Source organism: Streptomyces angustmyceticus, from assembly GCF_019933235.1.
Classification (GTDB): Bacteria; Actinomycetota; Actinomycetes; order Streptomycetales; family Streptomycetaceae; genus Streptomyces; species Streptomyces angustmyceticus.
Map to the genome: position 1 here is coordinate 7,700,233 of NZ_CP082945.1, position 20,541 is coordinate 7,720,773.

A 20,541-nucleotide genomic window follows, 5' to 3' on the forward strand; every position below is an offset into this window, starting at 1 on the left:
ATGAGGGTGCATGAACGAACAGAAGCTCCTCGAGTACCTCAAGAAGGTCACCAACGACCTCCACCAGACCCGCCAGCGCCTCCAGGACGTGGAGGCCGGGCGCCAGGAGCCGGTGGCGATCGTGGCGATGAGCTGCCGTTTTCCCGGTGGGGTGGGTTCGCCGGAGGAGTTCTGGCGGCTGCTCGCGGGTGGGGTGGACGCGATCGGTGAGTGGCCGGCGGACCGGGGGTGGGACGTCGAGGCGCTCTACGACCCGGAGCCGGGGGTTCCCGGGCGCAGCTACACCCGGGCCGGTGGCTTCCTCGCTGATGTCGGCGGCTTCGACGCGGCCTTCTTCGGGATTTCGCCGCGGGAGGCGGTGGCGATGGATCCGCAGCAGCGGCTGCTGCTGGAGACGTCGTGGGAGGCGTTCGAGCGGGCCGGGATCGACCCGGCGACGCTGCGCGGCAGCCGTACCGGCGTCTTCGCCGGCACCAACGGGCAGGACTACACCGCGCTGCTGCTCGGCGCCGCCGAAGGGCTGGAAGGCCATATCGGCACCGGCAACGCCGCCAGCGTGGTGTCCGGCCGGGTCTCCTACGCGCTGGGCCTGGAGGGGCCCGCGGTCACCGTCGACACCGCCTGCTCGGCCTCGCTCGTCGCCCTCCACCTGGCGGCGCAGGCCCTCCGGACGGGGGAGTGCGACCTCGCGCTGGCCGGCGGCGTCACCGTGATGTCCACGCCCGGCCTGTTCCTGGAGTTCAGCCGGCAGCGCGGACTGGCCGCCGACGGCCGGTGCAAGGCGTTCGCGGACGCGGCCGACGGCACCGCGTGGGGCGAGGGCGCGGGCATGCTCCTCGTCGAGCGGCTCTCCGACGCGCGGCGCAACGGACACCCCGTGCTGGCCGTGCTGCGCGGCTCCGCCGTCAACCAGGACGGCGCGTCGAACGGCCTGACCGCCCCCAACGGCCCCTCCCAGCAACGCGTCATCTGGCAGGCGCTGTCCGGCGCCGGCCTGGCCACGGCGGACGTCGACATGGTGGAGGCGCACGGCACCGGTACGACGCTCGGCGACCCCATCGAGGCCCAGGCGCTGCTGGCGACCTACGGGCAGGACCGGGACGAGGGGCGGCCGTTGCGGCTTGGCTCCGTGAAGTCCAACATCGGGCACACCCAGGCGGCGGCGGGAGCGGCCGGCGTCATCAAGGCCGTGCTCGCCCTCCAGCAGGGGCTGATGCCCGCGACCCTGCACCTCGACCGGCCCTCGTCACACGTCGACTGGTCGGCGGGGAACGTCGCGCTGCTCGCCGAGGCCACCCCCTGGCCCGACCACGGGCGGCCGCGCCGGGCCGCGGTCTCCTCCTTCGGCGTCAGCGGCACCAACGCCCACGTCATCCTCGAACAGGCCCCGGCCCCGGAGCCCGCCCCCGAGCCCGATGGTGTCTCGCAGAGGGACGCCGCCTCCCGTCACCTCGCCGTCCCCCTCTCGGCGCGCAGCGCGGAATCGCTGCGGACGCTCAGCGCCCGGCTGCACGAGGCGCTGGCCGAGCGGCCGGCGCCCCCGCTGCGCGACATCGCCTGGTCGCTGGCCACCACCCGCACCGCCTTCGAGCACCGGGCCGCCGTCATCGCCGCCGACCACGAGGAGCTGCTGCGCGGCCTGGACCTGCTCGCCCGCGACCTGCCGGCCCCCGGGGTGGTGCGCGGCACGAGCGGCGCGGACGGCCGGACCGCCTTCGTCTTCCCCGGCCAGGGCTCCCAGTGGACGGGGATGGCCACCGAACTCCTCGACACCGACGCGGAGTTCCGCGCCCGCTTCGCCGAGTGCGCCGAGGCCGTGGAGCGGTACGCCGGCTGGTCCCTCGACGCGGTGCTGCGCGGCGCGGAGGGGGCGCCGTCCCTCGACCGCGTGGATGTCGTCCAGCCCGCCCTGTTCGCGGTGATGGTCGCGCTGGCGGGCCTGTGGCGCGCCCGGGGGGTGGAGCCCGACGCCGTGGTGGGGCACAGCCAGGGCGAGATCGCCGCCGCCTGCGTCGCCGGGGCCCTGAGCCTGGACGACGCCGCGAGGGTCGTCGTCCTGCGCAGCCGGGCGCTGACCGCGCTCGCCGGGCGCGGCGGCATGATGTCCGTGCTGCTGCCGCTGCCCGAGGTGACGGAGCGCCTCGCCCCCTGGGGCGACGCCCTCTCCGTCGCCGCCGTCAACGGCCCCCGCTCCGTGGTCGTCTCCGGCGAAGCGGAGGCCCTCGACGAGCTGTTCGCCGCGCTGCGGGCCGACGGGGCCCAGGTCCGCCGGATACCGGTCGACTACGCGTCCCACTCCGCGCAGGTCGAGGAGATCCGCGAGCAACTGCTCGCCGACCTGGCGCCGGTGCGCCCGCGCAGCGGCGCCACCCCGTTCTTCTCCACCGTGACCGGCGACTGGATCGACACCGGCCGGCTCGACGCCGAGTACTGGTACCGCAACCTGCGCCGCACCGTCCGCTTCGAGCACGCCGTCCGCTCGCTGGCCGCACAGGACTACCGCGCCTACATCGAGACCTCACCGCACCCCGTGGTGACGGCCGCCGTACGCGAGACGCTCGACGCACTCGACATCGCGGACGCCGCCGTCGTCGGCACCCTCCGCAAGGGGGAGGGCGGCCCGCGGCGGTTCCTCACCTCGCTCGCCGAACTCTCTGTCGCCGGCGGGCCCGTCACCTGGCGCACGGTCCTCGACCCCGCCCAGGAGGGCGGCGCCCGGCGGATCGCCCTGCCGACCTACCCCTTCCAGCGCCGCCGCTACTGGCCCGAACCCGCCCCCGCCCTGCGCGGCGGCCCCGGCGACGCCACCGACGCCCGCTTCTGGGAAGCCGTCGAGAGCGGCGACGCCGACACCCTCGGCGCCGCACTGGACGTCGCCCCGGCCACCCTCGACGCGCTGCTGCCCGCCCTGTCCGACTACCGCCGGCGCCACCGCGAGGGCGCGCAGGCCGACTCGTGGCGCTACCGCATCACCTGGAAGCCCGTCCCCGCCGGCGCCGCCCCCGCCACCCTCCGCGGCACCTGGCTGGTCCTCACCCCCGGTGACCCCGCCCCGGCCGGCGACCTGGCGACGGCACTCGCCGCCGCCGGAGCGCACCCCGTCACCGTGCCCGTGGACCCCGAAGCGGACCGCGCCGCGCTCGCCGGAACGATCGAGGCGGCACTGCGCGGCACGGCCTCCCCGGACACACCGCCGCCCCCGGTCGCCGGAATCGTCTCCCTGCTCGCCCTGGACGAGGACGAGCACCGCGCCCACCCCGGCCTGCCCCGGGGTTTCGCCGCCACCGTCGCCCTCGTCCAGGCACTGGACGACCTCGGCGTCGAGGCCCCGCTGTGGTTCGCCACCCGGGGCGCCGTGGCCACCGACCCGCTGCGCGGCGTCACCGCACCGCGCCAGGCCCTGGTGTGGGGCTTCGGCCGGGTGGTCGCCCTGGAGCAGCCGGAGCGCTGGGGCGGGCTGCTCGACCTGCCCGCAACCCTGGACCCGGCCGCGGCCACCGCCGTGGTCCGGGCGCTCGCCGGAATCGGCGACGAGGACCAGCTCGCGATCCGGCCGCACGGCATCCTCGCCCGGCGGCTGGTCCGTGCCGCCACCGGCGCACTCGACACCACCCGCCGGTGGGCACCCCAGGGCACCGTCCTGGTCACCGGCGGCACCGGCGCCCTCGGCCGGCACGTGGCCCGCTGGCTCGCCCGCAACGGCGCGCCGCACCTGCTGCTCGTCAGCAGGCGCGGCGCCGACACCCCCGGCACGGACGAACTCGCCGCCGAATTGGCCGAGTTCGGCACCCGCGCCGAATTCGCGGCCTGCGACATCGCCGACCGCGACGCGCTCGCCGCCCTGCTCGACACCATCCCCGCCGACCGGCCGCTCACGGCCGTCCTGCACACCGCGGCCGTCCTCGACGACGGGACCATCAACTCCCTCACCCCCGCCCAACTGGCCGGCGTGCTCCGGGTGAAGGCCGGCGGCGCACGCAACCTCGACGAGCTGACCCGGGCACACGACCTGTCGGCCTTCGTGCTGTTCTCCTCCACCGCCGGCACCATCGGCGCACCGGGCCACGCCAACTACGCCCCCGGCAACGCCTACCTCGACGCCCTGGCCCAGCAGCGCCGGGCCGCCGGACACCGGGCCACCTCCCTCGCCTGGGGCCCCTGGGCGGAAGCCGGTATGGCCGAGGGCACCGTCGGCGAGCGGCTGCACCGGCACGGCGTACGCGTCATGGACCCCCGGTCGGCCGTCGCCGCGCTGCAACGCGCCCTCGACCACGACGACACCGCACTGGCCGTCACCGACATCGACTGGGACACCTTCGCGCACGCCTACACCACGGCCCGCCCCCGGCCCCTGATCGCCGACCTCCCCGACGCACAGCGGGCACTCGCCACCGCCGCACCGGCGAGGGAGGAGACGACCGAAGGCCCCGCACTCGCCCGGCAGCTCGCCGGCCTGGACGAGTCCGAACAGCGCCAGGCCCTGTCGGCACTCGTCCGCGCCCACATCGCCGCCGTCCTCAACCACACCGACCCCGACGAGATCGCCCCCCACCGGGCCTTCCGCGAGCTGGGCTTCGACTCCCTCATGGCCGTCGAACTCCGCAACGCCCTCAGCACCGCCATCGGCACACGACTCCCGGCCACGCTCATCTTCGACCACCCGACCCCGGCGGCCCTGGCCACCCGGCTGCGCACCGAACTGGACCTCGATGAGGCGCAGGACCCGCCCGCCACCGCCCCCGCCCCGGCCACCGCCCACGAGGACGACCCCATCGCCATCGTGGCCATGAGCTGCCGTTTTCCCGGTGGGGTGGGTTCGCCGGAGGAGTTCTGGCGGCTGCTCGCGGGTGGGGTGGACGCGATCGGTGAGTGGCCGGCGGACCGTGGCTGGGACGCGGAGGCGCTCTACGATCCCGAGCCGGGGGTCCCAGGCCGCAGCTACACCCGGGCCGGGGGGTTCCTCGACGACGTCGGCGGCTTCGACGCGGGCTTCTTCGGGATTTCGCCGCGGGAGGCGGTGGCGATGGATCCGCAGCAGCGGCTGCTGCTGGAGACGTCGTGGGAGGCGTTCGAGCGGGCCGGGATCGACCCGGTCGCACTGCGCGGCAGCCGTACCGGCGTCTTCACCGGCACCAACTACCAGGACTACTCCTCTCGTTCCCTCGCCCCGGCACCGGACGCCGAGGCCCACCTCGGTACCGGCAACTCGGCGAGCGTCATGTCCGGCCGCCTCTCCTACACCTTCGGCCTGGAAGGGCCCGCGGTCACCGTCGACACCGCCTGCTCCTCCTCCCTCGTCGCCCTCCACCTCGCGGCACAGGCCCTCCGGACGGGCGAATGCGACCTCGCCCTGGCCGGCGGCGTCACCGTGATGTCCACCCCGGGCCTCTTCCTGGACTTCAGCCGCCAGCAGGGCCTGGCGGCCGACGGCCGCTGCAAGGCGTTCGCCGACCGGACCGACGGCACCGGCTTCTCCGAGGGCGTCGGCGTCGTGCTGGTCGAACGACTCTCCGACGCCCGGCGCAACGGACACACGGTGCTGGCGCTGCTCCGCGGCTCCGCCGTCAACCAGGACGGCGCCTCGAACGGACTCACCGCCCCCAACGGCCCCTCCCAGCAACGGGTGATCCGCGAGGCCCTGACCGGCGCCGGCCTGTCCACCACGGACGTCGACGCCGTCGAGGCCCATGGCACCGGCACGACGCTCGGCGACCCCATCGAGGCCCAGGCGCTCCTGGCGACCTATGGGCAGGGGCGGGACGCCGACCGCCCGCTGTGGCTCGGCTCCGTGAAGTCCAACATCGGGCACACCCAGGCCGCCGCCGGTGTGGCGGGCCTGATCAAGATGGTCCTGGCGCTCCAGCACGGTGTCCTGCCGCCCACCTTGCACATCGACCGGCCCTCGACCCATGTGGACTGGTCGGAAGGGAACGTACGGCTGCTCACGGACACCGTGGCGTGGCCCGGAACCGACCGGCCCCGACGGGCGGGGGTGTCCTCCTTCGGCATCAGCGGCACCAATGTGCACGCCATCCTGGAACAGGCCCCGGCCCAGGAGCCCGCTCCGCCGTCGGCCGGCACTCCGGCCGTCCCCGTGGCCTGGCTGCTCAGCGGCACCACCCGTGACGCCTTGCGGGCCCAGGCCGGCCGACTGCACACGCATCTGGAGAACCGGCCCGAACTCGGCCCGCGGGACGTGGGACTCTCCCTGGCCACCACCCGTTCCGCCTTCGAGTACCGCGCCGCGCTCGTCGGCAGCACCCGCGAGGAACTGCTGAGCGGCCTGAGCGCCCTGGCGACCGGCGACACCCGGGCAGCACATGCCGTCACCGGGGTAGTACGGGGCGAGGGCAGGACGGCGCTGCTGTTCACGGGGCAGGGCGCGCAACGTGCGTACATGGGACGGGGGTTGTGCGAGTCCTTCCCGGTTTTCGCCGAGGCGTTTGACGCCGTCTGTGCGCACTTCGACGGTGAGCTGGCTTCGCCCCTGCGGGATGTGGTGTTCGGCGATGAGGCGGAACTGCTGGACCGGACAGCCTTCACTCAGCCGGCGTTGTTCGCCGTCGAGGTGGCGCTGTTCCGGTTGATGGAATCGTTCGGTGTGCGGCCCGACTACCTGGTGGGGCATTCCATCGGTGAGTTGGTGGCCGCGCATGTGGCGGGCGTGCTGTCGCTGGAGGATGCGTGTCGTCTGGTAGCGGCGCGTGGCCGGTTGATGCAGGCGTTGCCGGTAGGCGGGGCGATGGTGGCGGTGCAGGCCACCGAGGACGAGGTGCTGCCGCTGCTGGCGGGCCAGGAGCGGCGGGTGAGCATTGCCGCAGTGAATGGTCCGCGGTCGGTCGTGGTCTCCGGCGAGGAGTCCGCGGTGGCGGAGATAGCGAGCCGTTTCGAGTCAGAGGGGCGAAAGGTGAAGCGGCTGCGGGTGAGCCACGCTTTCCATTCCCCACTGATGGAGCCGATGCTCGACGAGTTCCGTGCCGTCGCGGAGAGCGTGTCGTTCGAGGAACCCCGTATCCCGGTGGTTTCGAATCTGACCGGCACGCTCGCCACGCCGCAGGAGCTGACGTCTCCCGACTACTGGGTGCGGCACGTCCGTGAGGCGGTCCGCTTCGCCGACGGCATCCGGTGGCTGGAGCGGCAGGGTGTGACCCGGTTCCTGGAGATCGGGCCGGACGGCACGCTCACCGCCATGGCGCAGGGCTGCCTGGACGGCGAACGGGCGCTGATCCCGGCGCTGCGCAAGGACCGGTCCGAAGCGCACGGGGTCATGGCCGCGGCCGGCGCCCTCCACACCTCGGGTGCCGGTCTCGACTGGGCTGCGCTGTTCCCCGGAGCCCGCCGCGTCGACCTGCCGACGTACGCCTTCCAGCGGAAGCGCTACTGGTGGGACGCCGTGGCCGCGGCGGGCGACCTCGATGCCGTGGGGCTGCGCGCGGCCGGTCACCCGCTGCTCGGCGCGGCGGTCACCGTGGCCGGTGCGGAATCCGTGGTCTTCACGGGGCGGCTGTCGCTGGCCACCCATGCCTGGCTCGCCGATCACGCGGTGCTCGGCAGGGTGATCCTGCCGGCGACGGCCTATCTCGACCTGGCCGTCAGCGCAGGTGACCGGACTGGATGCGACCATCTCGCCGAACTCACCCTGGAGAAACCGCTCGTCCTCCCGGAGCAGGGCGCGGTCCAGCTCCAGGTCGTGGTGAGCGCACCCGACGACGCCGGGTGCCGGTCGTTCACCGTGCACTCCCGGCCCGTGGAAGCGGACGACGCCGCGCCATGGGCCCGGCACGCCCAAGGAATCCTGGCCACCGCTCCGGCGAACGAGCCCGAAACGCTGGGCAGTTGGCCGCCCGAGGGCGCCGAGCCGGTGGGCACGGGGGAGTGGTACGACGCCTTCGCCGAAGGGGGGTTCGCCTACGGGCCCGCCTTCCAGGGCCTCGGGCGCGTCTGGCGGCGCGGCGACGAGCTGTTCGCCGAGGCGGCGCTGCCTGAGCCGTACCGCGCCGACGCCGCACGGTTCACCCTGCATCCCGCGCTGCTCGACGCGGCCGTGCAGACGCTGCTGGTCGGCGGGCGGGATACCCGGGATACAGATGAGGCGGGCGACGGTGATGCGATGCTGCCCTTCGCCTGGAGCGGGGTGACGTTCCATGCGGAGGGGGCCGACGCGCTGCGGGTCCGGCTGACGCCCGCCGAGGGCCGGGCCGATGCCTTCTCGGTGCTGGTCACGGACGTCTCCGGGCGGCCTGTCGCGGCTGCCGACGCGCTGACGCTGCGCGCGGTCACCACCGAGCAACTGCCCGCCCCCGCTCCGGCCGGGCCCGAGGTGCCGCTGCGCCTGGACTGGCCGGCCGCCTCCCTGGCCGCACGCTCCGGGGCCGCGCGGTGGGCCGTGCTCGGCGGCCCGGCCGGCGCCGCGACCGGCGGAGCCGTGGATGCCGGGATCACGGAGGCGCTGGACGGCGCGGGCGTGCACATCGAGTCGTACGCCGACCTCGACGCGCTAGCGGCCACGGTGGCCACGGGGACGACGATGCCCGACACGGTGCTGCTGGTGTGCGCCACGGACGCCGGTACCGACACCCCGGACGTCCGGGGACTGCTCGCCACCACCCTCGCCACCTGCCGCCAGTGGCTCGCCGAGGAGCGGTTCGACGGCTCCCGGCTGGTGCTCGTCACCCGGGGCGCCGTCGCCGCCGGGCCCGGGGAGGACGTCAGCGATCTCGCGGGCGCGGCGGTGTGCGGACTGGTCCGTTCCGCGCAGCGGGAGCACCCCGGGCGGCTGTGGCTGCTCGACCTGGACGACAGCGAGGCGTCCCGCCGCGTGCTCGCGGACGCCGTGGCCGCCGCGCCCGCGCAGGCGGCGCTGCGCGCGGGCGAGTTGCGGCTGCCGCGGCTCGCCCGCGTCGAGCCTCCCCAGGGCCCGGAGTCCCCGTTCGACCCGGAGGGCACGGTGCTGGTCACCGGGGCCACCGGCGCGCTGGGGCGGCTGCTGACGCGCCATCTCGTCACCCGCCACGGCGTACGGCACCTGCTGCTGGCGAGCCGCGGCGGGCCCGCGGCCGACGGGGCGGCGCGGCTGTGCGCGGAGCTGACCGACCAGGGGGCGGAGGTCTCCCTGGTGGCCTGCGATGTCGCCGAGCGGGCGGACGTGGCGGGGCTGCTCGGTTCGGTCCCGGCGGAGCACCCGCTGACCGCCGTCGTGCATCTCGCCGGGGTCGTCGACGACGGGGTGCTGACCGCCCTCGACGAGGAGCGGATCGACCGGACGCTGCGTCCCAAGGCCGATGCCGCCTGGCTGCTGCACGAGCTGACGAAGGAGCAGAAGCTGTCGGCGTTCGTGCTCTTCTCCTCCGCCGCCGGCACCTTCGGCTCGGCGGGCCAGGCCAACTACGCGGCCGCCAACGCCTTCCTCGACGGTCTGGCCGCGCACCGGGCGGCCCAGGGGCTGCCGGCCACTTCCCTGGCGTGGGGGCTGTGGGCCGAGGACGGCGGGATGACGACGGGGCTCGCCGACACCGACCGGCGGCGGATGGCCCGCGGCGGGCTGCGGCCGCTGTCCGCCGACGACGGGCTCGCGCTGTTCGACGCCGCCCTCGCGGCAGGCGACCCCGCGCTGGTCACCGTGGGACTGGGCAGGGGCGGCGCGGCGGCACTGCTGGGCGGCGCCGCTCCGGGCCGGACCCGGCGGACGGTCTCCGCGTCCGCGGCGGACCAGGACGATCTGCTCGCCCGGCTCACGGCCGCGGGCCCCGGCGGCCGGGACGCGCTGCTGCTGGATCTGGTCCGACGCCAGGTCGCGGCGGTCCTCGGCCACGGATCGACCGAGGACGTCGAACCGGACCGCGACTTCACCGAGTTGGGCTTCGACTCGCTGACCGCCGTGGAGCTGCGCAACCAGCTCGGCACCGTCACCGGCCTGCGGCTCCCGCCCACCCTGGTGTTCGACGTCGCCACCCCGCAGCAGCTCGCCGCCCGGCTGGGCGAGGAGCTGGCCGCGGGGGCCCTCCCGCAGTCCGGCACCGAGGAATCCGGCGACCGGCCGTCCACGACGGGACGGGCGCAGGACACCCTCGGTGCCCTCTTCCGGGGAGCCTGCGAGTCGGGTCGGGTGGAGGAGGGGTTCGCGCTGCTCCAGGCGGCTGTCCGGCTGCGGCCGGCGTTCGACGCTCCGGAGGACTCCGGGGCGGCCTGCACGCCCGTACGCCTCGCCCGCGGCAGCACCGCCCCGGATGATCCCGCCGAGCCGGCGCTGATCTGCTTCAGCTCGTATGTGGCGCTCGCCGGGGTGCACCAGTACGCCAGGTTCGCTTCCGCGCACCGCGGCACGCGCGACGTGTGGGCGCTGCCCACCCCGGGCTTCGGCCGGGGAGAGCTGCTGCCCGCCTCCTTCGACGCGGTCGTACGGCTGCAGGCCGAGGCGGTGCTGCGGTGCGCGGACGGCGGCCCGTTCGTGCTGCTCGGCTCGTCGTCCGGCGGCATCCTGGCCCTCGCCGTGGCGCACTACCTGGAGAAGGCGGGGACACCGCCCGCCGGTGTCGCGCTGCTGGACACCTATCTGCCGCGCGAGGACTCGCCGTTCACCCGGTTCGCCGGCGAGATGCTCGGCGGGATGTTCGACCGTGAGTCCCTGTTCGCGCAGATGGATTCCGACCGGCTGACCGCGATGAGCTGGTACATCCATGTCATCGGCGCATGGTCGCCGGACCGGCTGACCTGCCCCGTGCTGCTGGTGCGCTCCAGTGAGCCGCCGGTGAGCGTCGAGCAGGCGGGAGAACTGGCACCGCACGAGTGGCAGGCGTCCTGGGACGGGGCGGACACCGTGACCGAGGTGCCGGGCAACCACTTCACGATGATGGAGGACCACGCGGGCTCCACCGCGAAGTCCGTCGCGGCCTGGATGGAGGGGCTGCCGGGCGCGCGGCCGCGGGGCAGCGCCCCACGATGAGCTGCGGAGGCGGGACGGCGCGAGCCGCCCGGACGGAACGGCGGGCCCCAGAGCCGGGCTCCACAGCCGGGCCCACGGCAGGGCCCACAGCCGGGCCCCACGCCCGGGGCTCATTGTCTGGGCGATTCACCAGACCCTGCCGACGACGGTCGGCGGCGCGCCGCCCAGCCGACACCATGGTGCGCAGGGCCGTCGGACCAGGTCGCAGGCCCACGACACGAGGGAGACACGATGAGGATCACGGTTGACCGGGACCGGTGCGTCGGTGCCGGGATGTGTGCGATGACCGCCGGCGAGGTCTTCGAGCAGCACGAGGAGGACGGCCGTGTCGTGCTGCGGATGACCGAGCCGCCCGAGCAGTGGGCGGACGAGGTGGAAGAGGCCGAGCACCTGTGCCCGTCCCGCGCCATCACGGTGGACCCCGCCGCCCGCTGACCGGTGCGGCGGGATCCGCGGCGGCGGCATTACGCCCGCTGCACCACCAGCGGCAGCCGCTCGGCGCCGAAGACATTGCTGCCGTGGAACGACAGAGGGGAGCCGGCGTCCACCCGAACGGAGCGGAAACGGTCCAGCATCAGCTCCAGCACGATCCGGCTCTCCAGACGGGCGAGCGGAGCGCCGATGCAGTAGTGGATGCCGTGACCGAATGCCGTCTGCCGGGAGTTGGACCGCTCCGGCACGAAGGCCGCGGGGTCCTCGAAGACCCGCTCGTCATGGTTGGCGGACAGCAGCCACAGGTGGACGAGGGTGTTCGGCTCGACGACCTCCCCGGCGATCTCCACCTGCCGGGTCGGCACCCGCTCGACGCGGGTGAACGGCGGCCGGCAGCGCAGCGTCTCCTCGATCACCGCCGGAATCCCGGACCGGTCCGCGCGCAGCGCCTCCCAGCGCTCCGGCGCGCTGTCCAGGCACAGCAGGATGTTCCCGAGCAGCACCGAGGTCGTGATGTGGCCCGCGAGCAGCAGCAGCGTGGCGAAGCTGACGATCTCGTCGTCGGACAGCCGCTGACCGTCGACCTCCGCCTCGACCAGGGTGCCGATCAGATCGTCGTGCGGGATGCTCCGGCGGGCGTCCACGAACTCCTGCAGATACGCCGAGATCTCCTTGCCGGTCACCTCCATGCGCTGCACACTCTCCGGGTCCGAGGCATCCGTGGCGAGCAACTGCCCGCCCCACGCCTGGAACGTGTCGTGGTCGCGGAGCGGCACGCCCAGCATCGTGGCGATCACCATCACCGGCAGCGGATGGGCCACCGCGTCGACCAGGTCGAAACGGTCACCGTCGACGGCGTCGAACAGCTCCCGGGTCAGGGTGGTGATCCGCGGGGTCAGTTCGGAGACCAGCCGGTGGGTGAACGCCCGGCTGACCAGGCGGCGCAGCTTGCCGTGCTGCGGGGGGTCGAGCAGCAACAGGACGCCGCTCGGCGTCTCGCCGCCGCACAGACGCCCCACCGTGTCGGAGGAGTACACCTCCGGATCCGCCATGATGCGGACCACGTCCGCGTGTCTGAAGACATGAGCGTTCCCCGACTCGTCCCGCCAGACCGGTCTTTCGTCGCGCATCCGGCGCATCCAGGCCAGCAGTGTCGCCCCGCCGTCCGGCTCCACCGTCGGAGGCCGGACGATCTCCGGGCCGGGCACGCACGCCGGATACGGCACATTCGGGAGGACATTCGACATGTTCTGCGGCACCGATGATTCCCCTTTCGCGCCGGCCCGGCCGCCTGCCCGAGCACGCGCCCTGCCGTCGAAACCGCTCTTCACAGATGAGACCGAAGCTCAGCACGGCAGGGCGGCGCGGGACAGGAACGCGGCGGAATTCTAGGGATTTCCGGAGCCCGGGTGCGGCCGTGCGGGGGTGCCCGCCCCACCGGACGGCGGCAGGGCGCCGACCGGCCCGGATCCTGTCTCCGGGAGCCGGTCCGCGGGTTCGGCCGCCATTGTCTGGAGGAATCCCCAGACCCTGGCGGCGCGGTGCCGCGGGGCACCGCCGCAGACCACAGGATGAGCATCGACACCCTCCGCGCGCTGGCCGCGAAGGTGTGCCTGGCGGTCATATCGAGACCACCCGACTGTGCGCGACCGAGAGGGGATCCCATGCGCGTGCTGTTCGCCGGACTGTCCGAGAAGTCGCATCTGTATTCCATGGTGCCGCTGGCTTGGGCGCTGACCGCGGCAGGGCACGAGGTGCGCATGGCGAACGCGCCGGGACTCACCGACATCGTCACCGGCACCGGTCTGGTCGCGGCTCCCGTCGGCCGCGACCACGGACTGCACCAGGCCATGAAGCTGGCCCCCGAGTCACAGGACCAGGAGGTCGCCAACTGGAGCCGGCTGGGGCCGGGAGAGGTGGACTGGCCCGCCCTCCGCGACCGCTACGAGGTCAGCGTTCCCTACGGCTTCGCGCCGTACAACGAGCCGGTGATCGACGAGATGACCGCCCTGGCGCAGAGCTGGCGGCCGGACCTGGTCGTCCGTGACCCGCTCTGCTACGCCGGGGCCATCGCCGCCCGCGCCTGCGACGCCGTCCACGTCCGGCTGCTGTGGTGCGCCGATGTCTACGGCAGGGCACGGCAGACCTACCTCGGCCTGATGCGCCAGGCACCGCCCGGCGAGCGGGCGGACCCGCTCGCCGACTGGCTCGACGAGCGGGGCGCACCGTTCGGCGTCACCTGCGACGAAGAGCTGATCAACGGGCAGTACACCCTCGACACCCTGCCGCCGAGCCTGCGCCCGCCCACCACGCTGGAGTCGCTGTCCATGCGCTACGTGCCGTACAACGGCGACGCGGTGTGGTGGCCGTGGCTGCGCGAGGCACCCAAGCGGCCGCGGGTCTGTCTGACCCTCGGCACCAGCAACACCGAGGCGTACGGCGGCGATTACGTCTCCGTTCCCGACATCCTCGGAGCGCTGGCCGCGCTCGACATCGAGGTGGTCGCCGCGCTCCTTCCGCAGCAGCGGGCGGCGCTCGTCGACGTCCCCGCCAATGTGCGCGCCGTCGACGGCGTGGCGCTGCACACCCTGCTGCCCAGCTGCTCGGCCGTCATCCACCACGGCGGCTGGGGGACCTACGCCACCGCCCTGATCAACGCCGTACCGCAACTCGCCCTCTCCACCAACGTCGCCGACCAGGAGTGGCGCGGCAGGTCCCTGGAGCGCGCCGGCGCGGGGATCTACGCCCACCACAGCGAGGTCACCACCGACCTGGTGCTCCGTCATACCCTGCAGATCCTCGACGACCCGGGCTTCGCCTCCGCCGCGCAGCGACTGCGCGACGAATCCGCGGCGATGCCCAGCCCGCGCGACATGGTCACCACACTGGAGCACCTGGTCGCGGAGCGCTGACCGGGCCGCGTCGGCCGGCGACCGACAGGCCCCCCTGACACCACTCGCCCCAGGATGGAAACCGTGAAGGCTCTTGTGCTCTCGGGAGGCGCGGGTACGCGCCTGCGGCCCATAACCCACACCTCCGCCAAACAACTCGTCCCGGTCGCCAACAAGCCGATCCTCTTCTACGTGCTGGAGGCCATCGCCGAGACCGGCATCACCGATGTCGGCATGATCATCGGCGACACCGGACCGGAGATCCGGGCGGCGGTCGGCGACGGGTCGCAGTTCGGCCTGAACGTGACCTACATTCCGCAGAGCGCCCCGCTCGGCCTCGCCCACGCCGTGCTCATCGCCCGTGACTTCCTGGGCGACGACGACTTCCTGATGTACCTGGGGGACAACTTCATCTCCGGCGGCATCACCGATCTCGTCGAGGGTTTCCGCAAGGAGCGCCCCGACGCCCAGCTCGTGCTGAGCCGGGTCCCCGACCCCACCGCCTTCGGCGTGGCCGAGCTGGACGCCACGGGCCGGGTGACGGGCCTGGAGGAGAAGCCGCGACACCCCAAGAGCGATCTGGCGCTGGTCGGCGTCTATCTGTTCACCCCCGCGGTGCACGAGGCGGTACGGGCCATCCGGCCGTCCGCGCGCGGCGAACTGGAGATCACCGACGCCGTGCAGTGGATGGTCGAGGACGGACAGGACATCCGTTCCGGCGAGCTGTCCGGCTACTGGCGGGACACCGGCAGCGTCGTCGACATGCTGGAGGTCAACCGCATGCTGCTGGAGAGCCAGGAACGCTGCATCGAGGGCTCCGTGGACGGCGCGAGCGAGATCGTCGGCCGGGTGCGCATCGGACCCGGCGCCATGGTCCGCACCTCGCGTATCGTCGGGCCGGCCGTGATCGGCGCCGGCACCGTCGTCACCGACTCCCACATCGGCCCGTCCACCTCCATCGCGGAGGACTGCCGCATCCACGACAGCGAACTCGCCTCCTCGATCGTGCTGCGCGGTTCGTCGTTCGAGAGCGTGCGCCGGGTGGAGGGCTCACTGGTCGGACGCAACGCGCAGGTGGCGCTCGCACCGCAGGGCCCGGTGGCCCACCGCCTGGTCATCGGCGACCACGCCAGGGTGCACATCCAGTCCTGACACCGCCCGCGCGGCGGGCCGACCATCCCACCCGCACCGAACAACGGAAGGAGGTAGGCGCTCCCCACCGGCCCGGCTCCCGGGCCTCGCGCCACAACCTCGATGAGCCCCACGAGAATCCTGGTGACCGGCGGCGCCGGCTTCATCGGTTCGCACTACGTCCGCACGCTCCTGGGACCCTTCGGGCCGGGCGACGTCCAGATCACCGTGCTCGACAGCCTCACCTACGCGGCCAGCACCGCCAACCTCGACGAGGTCCGCCACCTCGACGGCTTCCGGTTCTTCGCGGGCGACATCTGCGACGAGGCACTCGTCGGCGACCTGCTGGCCACCCACGACCAGGTCGTCCACTTCGCGGCCGAGTCGCATGTCGACCGCTCCATCCTCAGCTCCGCGGAGTTCGTCCGCACCAACGTCCTGGGCACCCAGGTCCTCCTCGACGCCGCGCTCCGGCACGGGCTGCGGACCTTCGTCCATGTCTCGACCGACGAGGTCTACGGCTCGATCGCCACGGGGTCCTGCTCGGAGACCCACCCCGTCGACCCCAACTCGCCGTACGCCGCCTCCAAGGCGTCCAGCGACCTGATCGCCCTCGCCTACCACCGCACCCACGGCCTCGACGTACGGGTCACCCGCTGCTCCAACAACTACGGGCACCGCCAGTTCCCCGAGAAGGTCATCCCGCTGTTCGTCACCAACCTCCTGGACGGCAAGAAGGTCCCGCTCTACGGCGACGGCCTGCACGTCCGCGACTGGCTGCACATCGACGACCACGTCCAGGGCATCGAGCTGGTCCGCACCGGCGGCCGCCCCGGCGAGGTCTACAACATCGGCGGCGGCACCGAGCTGAGCAACCGGGAACTGACCGAGCTGCTGCTGGAGACCTGCGGGGCCTCGCCGGAGATGATCGAGTACGTCGCCGACCGCAAGGGACACGACCGGCGCTACTCGGTGGACTGGCGCAAGATCCAGACCGAGCTGGGCTACCAGCCGGGCAAGGACTTCGCCGACGGCCTGGCCGAGGCGGTCGCCTGGTACCGCGACCACCGCGACTGGTGGGAGCCGCTCAAGGAGCGCGCGCAGCGGCTCGCCGGGACGCGCTGATGGCCCCGTGCCCCACGCCCGCCGAGCACCGGGACCCGGACGGCCGGCTGCGCCGGGTGGTCGTGCTGGGCGCGAGCGGATTCATCGGCCGGCAGGTGTCCGCCGCGGTCCGCGCGGCCGGCGGCGAACCCCTGCTGGTGGCACGCCGGCCGCTCGCGGGCGCCACCGCGCGCTGTCTTCCGCTGGACCTGATCGGCGACGGGCCGGACGCCCTGAGCCGCCTCCTGGACACCGAGCGGCCGAGTGCCGTGGTCAACGCCGCGGGCGCCGTGTGGTCCCGCGAGCCGGAGACCATGCGGCAGGCCAACCACACCCTGGTCGAGACGGTGCTGGCGGCGCTCGCCGGGGCCACCTGGCGCCCCCGGCTCGTCCACCTCGGGTCGGTGTTCGAGTACGCCCCGCCCCCGCCGGGCACCGCCCTGGACGAACGGGCACCGACCCGGCCGACCACCCCCTACGGGCAGTCGAAACTCCAGGGCACCCGCGCGGTCCTGGCGGCGTCCGCGCAGGGAAGGGCGGACGCGGTGGTGCTGCGGCTGTCGAACGTGATCGGCGCGGGCACCTCACCGAGCAGCCTGCTGGGACAGGTCGCCGCGCAGTTGCGTGCCGCGGAGGCCGGGCGGGAGGCGGTGGTACGGGTCAGCCCGCTGCGGGCCAGCCGTGACTTCGTGGACGTCCGGGACACCGCCGACGCGGTGCTGGCCGCCCTGACGAGGCCGGTCGGCGGACAGGTCATCAACATCGGGCGCGGCGAGGCGGTGCCGGTGCGCTCCATGGTGGAGCGGCTCATCGCGGCCGGCGGAAGACCGGCCCGGATCGTCGAAGGGGCCGGCGCCGGCGTGCGGACCGGCACCGGCCTGGACTGGATGCAGGTGGCGACCGGCACCGCCCGACGGCTGCTCGGCTGGTCGGCGCGGCACAGCCTCGACAGCTCCGCACAGGAGCTGTGGCGGGCGGCCACCGCCCGGCCCGCCCCCGTCACGGGCCCGCCGGCCGCCCAGCACTAGCCAAAACCCTAGGTCACAGTCCCTACGGTGGCAGCAGGGGGACTCGACTGCCGTCGAACGCCCCTGATCCGGCCCCGTACAGCAGCGAGCAGAGGTGTGGAAGTGTCAGGGTCCCGAGCGGTATCCCAGCGGCATGTGGCCGTCTTCGTCTTCGCCGACTTCGGGCACGTCAACCCGACGCTCGGCCTGACCCGTGAACTCGTCGCCCGCGGCCACCGGGTGACCTATGTCGTCGACCACCGCTACACCGAACTCGTCGAGCGGGCCGGCGCCCGCGCCGTGGGCTACACCTCCCGGCGCGGCGCGTTCGGCAAGGTGCCCGACCCGAGCGCGGCACGCCTGGCCGCCGAGGGCTACGAGCTGCTGGTCGAGACGATGGACACGGTCTGCCCGCTCGCCGTGGCCGCCCTCGCCTCCGACGTACCGGACCTCGTGCTCTACGACTTCGAGTCGTTCGCGGCCGCCCGGATGACCGCCCGCATCCTGGGCTGCACCACCACCGTGCAGCTGAGCCCCAGCCACGCGTCGAACGAGACCTTCTCCATGCGGGCGCAGCTGTTCGACCCCGAGGACCCCTCGATGCGCCAGGGCGGCGCCGCGCTGATGCGCTTCACCCGCGACCACGGCCTCGCCCCGGACGAGCTGGGCCGCTTCCTGGCGGAGTGGGACGACCGCAACCTGGCCTTCCTGCCGCGGGAGTTCCAGATCGAGGGCGCGAGCTTCGACGACCGCTTCGCCTTCGTCGGCCCCTCGGTCGCCGAGGACGGCGCCGCCGTGCCGTGGACACCGCCCGGCGACGGCCGGCGGCTGGCCCTGGTCTCGCTCGGCACCGAGTCCAACCGGCAGCGCGACTTCTTCCGCACCTGCCTGGACGCCTTCGACGGCGACGACTGGCATGTGGTGATGACCCTCGGCCGCGGCAGCGACCTCGCCGGCCTCGGGCCCGTGCCGCCGCACGTGGAGGTCCACGAGTGGCTGCCGCACCCCGTGGTCCTGCCGCACGCCGATCTGCTGGTCTGCCACGCCGGCATGGGCAGCGTCATGGAGGCGCTGTACTTCGGCACCCCGGTGATCGCGGTGCCGCAGACCTTCGAACTCGCCCTGACCGCACGGCGTCTGGACGACCTGAAGCTGGGCCGCTGGATCGACCGCGACCAGCTGACGTCGCAGACCCTCGCCGCGGCCGTCACGGAGATCGTGACCGACCCCGGGACCCCCGAGCGGATGGCGCGGATGCGCGCACAGGTCCGCGGGGCCGGGGGCGCGGTCCGCGCCGCCGACCTCCTGGAGCAGTGGGCCGCTGACCGTGCCCCGTCCGTCTCCGGGGTCTGAACCGTCCGGGCCGCTCCCGCCCCCTGCGGCCCGGACAGCACGGGCGCCCGTCACGCTCACGCGTGGCGGGCGCCTTGTGCCGGGCCCGTCAGGTGCGGCCGGTGACGAACTCGGTGACGCTGCGGATGCTGTGGTCGATCATCTCGTCGGTCAGCCCCGGGAACACCCCGATCCAGAAGGTCCGCTCGGCGATGATGTCGCTGTTGGTCAGCGGACCGCTCACCCGGAACGGGCTGTTCAGATAGGCCGGGTGGCGGGTGAGATTGCCGGCGAAGAAGCGGCGGGTGGCCACCCGCCGGGACTCCAGGTGGCCGATGAGCTCCGCCGTCGAGAACGGCGCGCCGTCCAGCACCGTGAGCACGAAGCCGAACCAGCTCGGATCGCTGTCCGGCGTGGGCTCGGGCAGCAGCAGATGCGGCAGGCCGTCCAGCCCCGCGCGCAGCCGCGCCCAGTTGTGCCGCCGGGCGGCACCGAACTCCTCGATCTTCCCGAACTGGTTGAGCCCGAGCGACGCCTGCAGGTCCGTCGACTTCAGGTTGTAGCCGATGTGGGAGAAGATGTACTTGTGGTCGTAGCCTTTCGGCAGGGTGCCCATCTGCTGGTCGAACCGCTTGAAGCAGCGGTTGTCCTCGCCCGGCTCGCACCAGCAGTCCCGCCCCCAGTCCCGCAGCGATTCCACGATGCGGGCGAGCACCATGTTGTCGGTCAGCACACAGCCGCCCTCGCCCATGGTGATGTGGTGGGCCGGATAGAAGCTCTCCGTCGCCAGATCCCCGAACGTGCCGGTCAGCCGGCCCCGGTAGGTGCTGCCGAGGGCGTCGCAGTTGTCCTCGATGAGGAACAGCCCGCGGTCGTCGGCGATCTTGGCTACCTCCTCGACGGCGAAGGGGTTGCCGAGCGCATGGGCGATCATGATGGCCCGGGTGCGCGGACCGATGGCCTCCGCGATCCGCTCCGGGGAGGCGTTGTAGGTGCCGAGCTCGACATCGATGAAGACCGGTACCAGACCGTTCTGCAGGATCGGATTGACCGTCGTGGGAAAGCCCGCCGCCACGGTCACGACCTCGTCGCCGGGCACCAGCCGCAGGTCCTCCAGCTGAGGTGAGGTCAGCGCGCTGAGCGCCAGGAGGTTGGCCGAGGAACCCGAGTTGGTCAGATGCGCCTTGCGCAGCCCGAAGTACTTGGCCAGCGCCCGCTCGAACCGGCGGGAACTGGCACCGGCCGCGATCCGCAGATCCAGGGCCGCCTCGACGAGGGCGACCCGGTCGTCCTCGTCGAGGACCGCGCCCGACGCCGCAACCGGCGTCACCCCGGGCACGAACCCGGACGCGACATTGTCCTGGTGGTACGCGCGTACCTGATCCAGAATGTCGCTCTTGCTGTACCCCATCGGCTGCCGCCTCCTGTGAGTGTCCTGCGGGATGTTCGTCGCGTTGCCGCGGGGGTGCGATCCGCGGGTCGCGGCGCGGAGCACGACAGGCCGACGGCGTGTCCCGGCCACGCGGTACACCGGGTCCCGTCACCGGTCGGCTGATCGGGGCCATCAGCTCAGCACGCCGGGCCCGGACGGGGCCAGTGCGGGCCGCGAAGTCTAGGGAGTGCCGTAGAGGCTGCGCGCCGCGGCCCAACGGGCGCCACAAGCCGGGCGGACACTAGGGAATGCCCCACACCGCCGCTGCCC

General features: G+C 73.5%; 9 protein-coding genes. 7 read left to right on the forward strand and 2 right to left on the reverse strand.

Annotated features, from left to right (window positions below):
• The first annotated feature begins 10 nt into the window (after positions 1 to 10).
• Positions 11 to 10,942: a type I polyketide synthase gene (locus K7396_RS33810; protein ID WP_152105164.1), complete on the forward strand. Its 10,932-nt coding sequence runs from the start codon at positions 11 to 13 to the stop codon at positions 10,940 to 10,942.
• A 231-nt stretch (positions 10,943 to 11,173) separates the two neighbouring features.
• Positions 11,174 to 11,377, forward strand: coding sequence for a ferredoxin (locus K7396_RS33815; protein WP_086716624.1), 204 nt, complete (start codon positions 11,174 to 11,176; stop codon positions 11,375 to 11,377).
• 29 nt (positions 11,378 to 11,406) lie between these two features.
• Here the strand turns inward: K7396_RS33815 and K7396_RS33820 are convergent, their stop codons facing one another.
• Complete coding sequence (locus tag K7396_RS33820; RefSeq protein ID WP_223660304.1) at positions 11,407 to 12,633, reverse strand: cytochrome P450; 1,227 nt, start codon at positions 12,631 to 12,633, stop codon at positions 11,407 to 11,409.
• Positions 12,634 to 13,038: 405 nt separating this feature from the next.
• On the opposite strand from K7396_RS33820, the gene K7396_RS33825 reads away from it, so the two are divergent.
• From K7396_RS33825 to K7396_RS33845, 5 genes are all read left to right on the forward strand, one after another.
• A complete protein-coding gene (locus tag K7396_RS33825) occupies positions 13,039 to 14,286 on the forward strand; it encodes an activator-dependent family glycosyltransferase (protein WP_086716623.1) in 1,248 nt (415 codons plus the stop codon).
• A gap of 63 nt (positions 14,287 to 14,349) precedes the next feature.
• On the forward strand, positions 14,350 to 15,417 hold the full coding sequence (locus K7396_RS33830; RefSeq protein WP_086716622.1) for a glucose-1-phosphate thymidylyltransferase: 1,068 nt from the start codon (positions 14,350 to 14,352) through the stop codon (positions 15,415 to 15,417).
• A gap of 102 nt (positions 15,418 to 15,519) precedes the next feature.
• Positions 15,520 to 16,521, forward strand: a complete 1,002-nt coding sequence (rfbB, locus tag K7396_RS33835) for a dTDP-glucose 4,6-dehydratase (RefSeq protein ID WP_086716621.1) — start codon at positions 15,520 to 15,522, stop codon at positions 16,519 to 16,521.
• Entirely contained in the window at positions 16,521 to 17,528 is a 1,008-nt protein-coding gene (locus K7396_RS33840) for an NAD-dependent epimerase/dehydratase family protein (RefSeq protein ID WP_223660305.1), read from the forward strand. The genes rfbB and K7396_RS33840 overlap by 1 nt, the downstream gene beginning before the upstream one ends.
• A 102-nt stretch (positions 17,529 to 17,630) precedes the next feature.
• Positions 17,631 to 18,860: a macrolide family glycosyltransferase gene (locus tag K7396_RS33845; RefSeq protein ID WP_223660306.1), complete on the forward strand. Its 1,230-nt coding sequence runs from the start codon at positions 17,631 to 17,633 to the stop codon at positions 18,858 to 18,860.
• An 88-nt stretch (positions 18,861 to 18,948) separates the two neighbouring features.
• On the opposite strand, the gene rfbH is transcribed toward K7396_RS33845, so the two are convergent.
• Positions 18,949 to 20,250, reverse strand: a complete 1,302-nt coding sequence (gene rfbH / locus K7396_RS33850) for a lipopolysaccharide biosynthesis protein RfbH (RefSeq protein WP_086716619.1) — start codon at positions 20,248 to 20,250, stop codon at positions 18,949 to 18,951.
• Between the last annotated feature and the right edge of the window lie 291 nt (positions 20,251 to 20,541).

Coding starts and splice junctions, on each gene's coding strand:
- K7396_RS33810 (WP_152105164.1), top strand. CDS start 11: ATGAACGAACAGAAGCTCCTCGAGTACCTCAAGAAGGTCACCAACGAC.
- K7396_RS33815 (WP_086716624.1), top strand. CDS start 11,174: ATGAGGATCACGGTTGACCGGGACCGGTGCGTCGGTGCCGGGATGTGT.
- K7396_RS33825 (WP_086716623.1), top strand. CDS start 13,039: ATGCGCGTGCTGTTCGCCGGACTGTCCGAGAAGTCGCATCTGTATTCC.
- rfbB (WP_086716621.1), top strand. CDS start 15,520: ATGAGCCCCACGAGAATCCTGGTGACCGGCGGCGCCGGCTTCATCGGT.
- K7396_RS33840 (WP_223660305.1), top strand. CDS start 16,521: ATGGCCCCGTGCCCCACGCCCGCCGAGCACCGGGACCCGGACGGCCGG.
- rfbH (WP_086716619.1), bottom strand. CDS start 20,250: ATGGGGTACAGCAAGAGCGACATTCTGGATCAGGTACGCGCGTACCAC.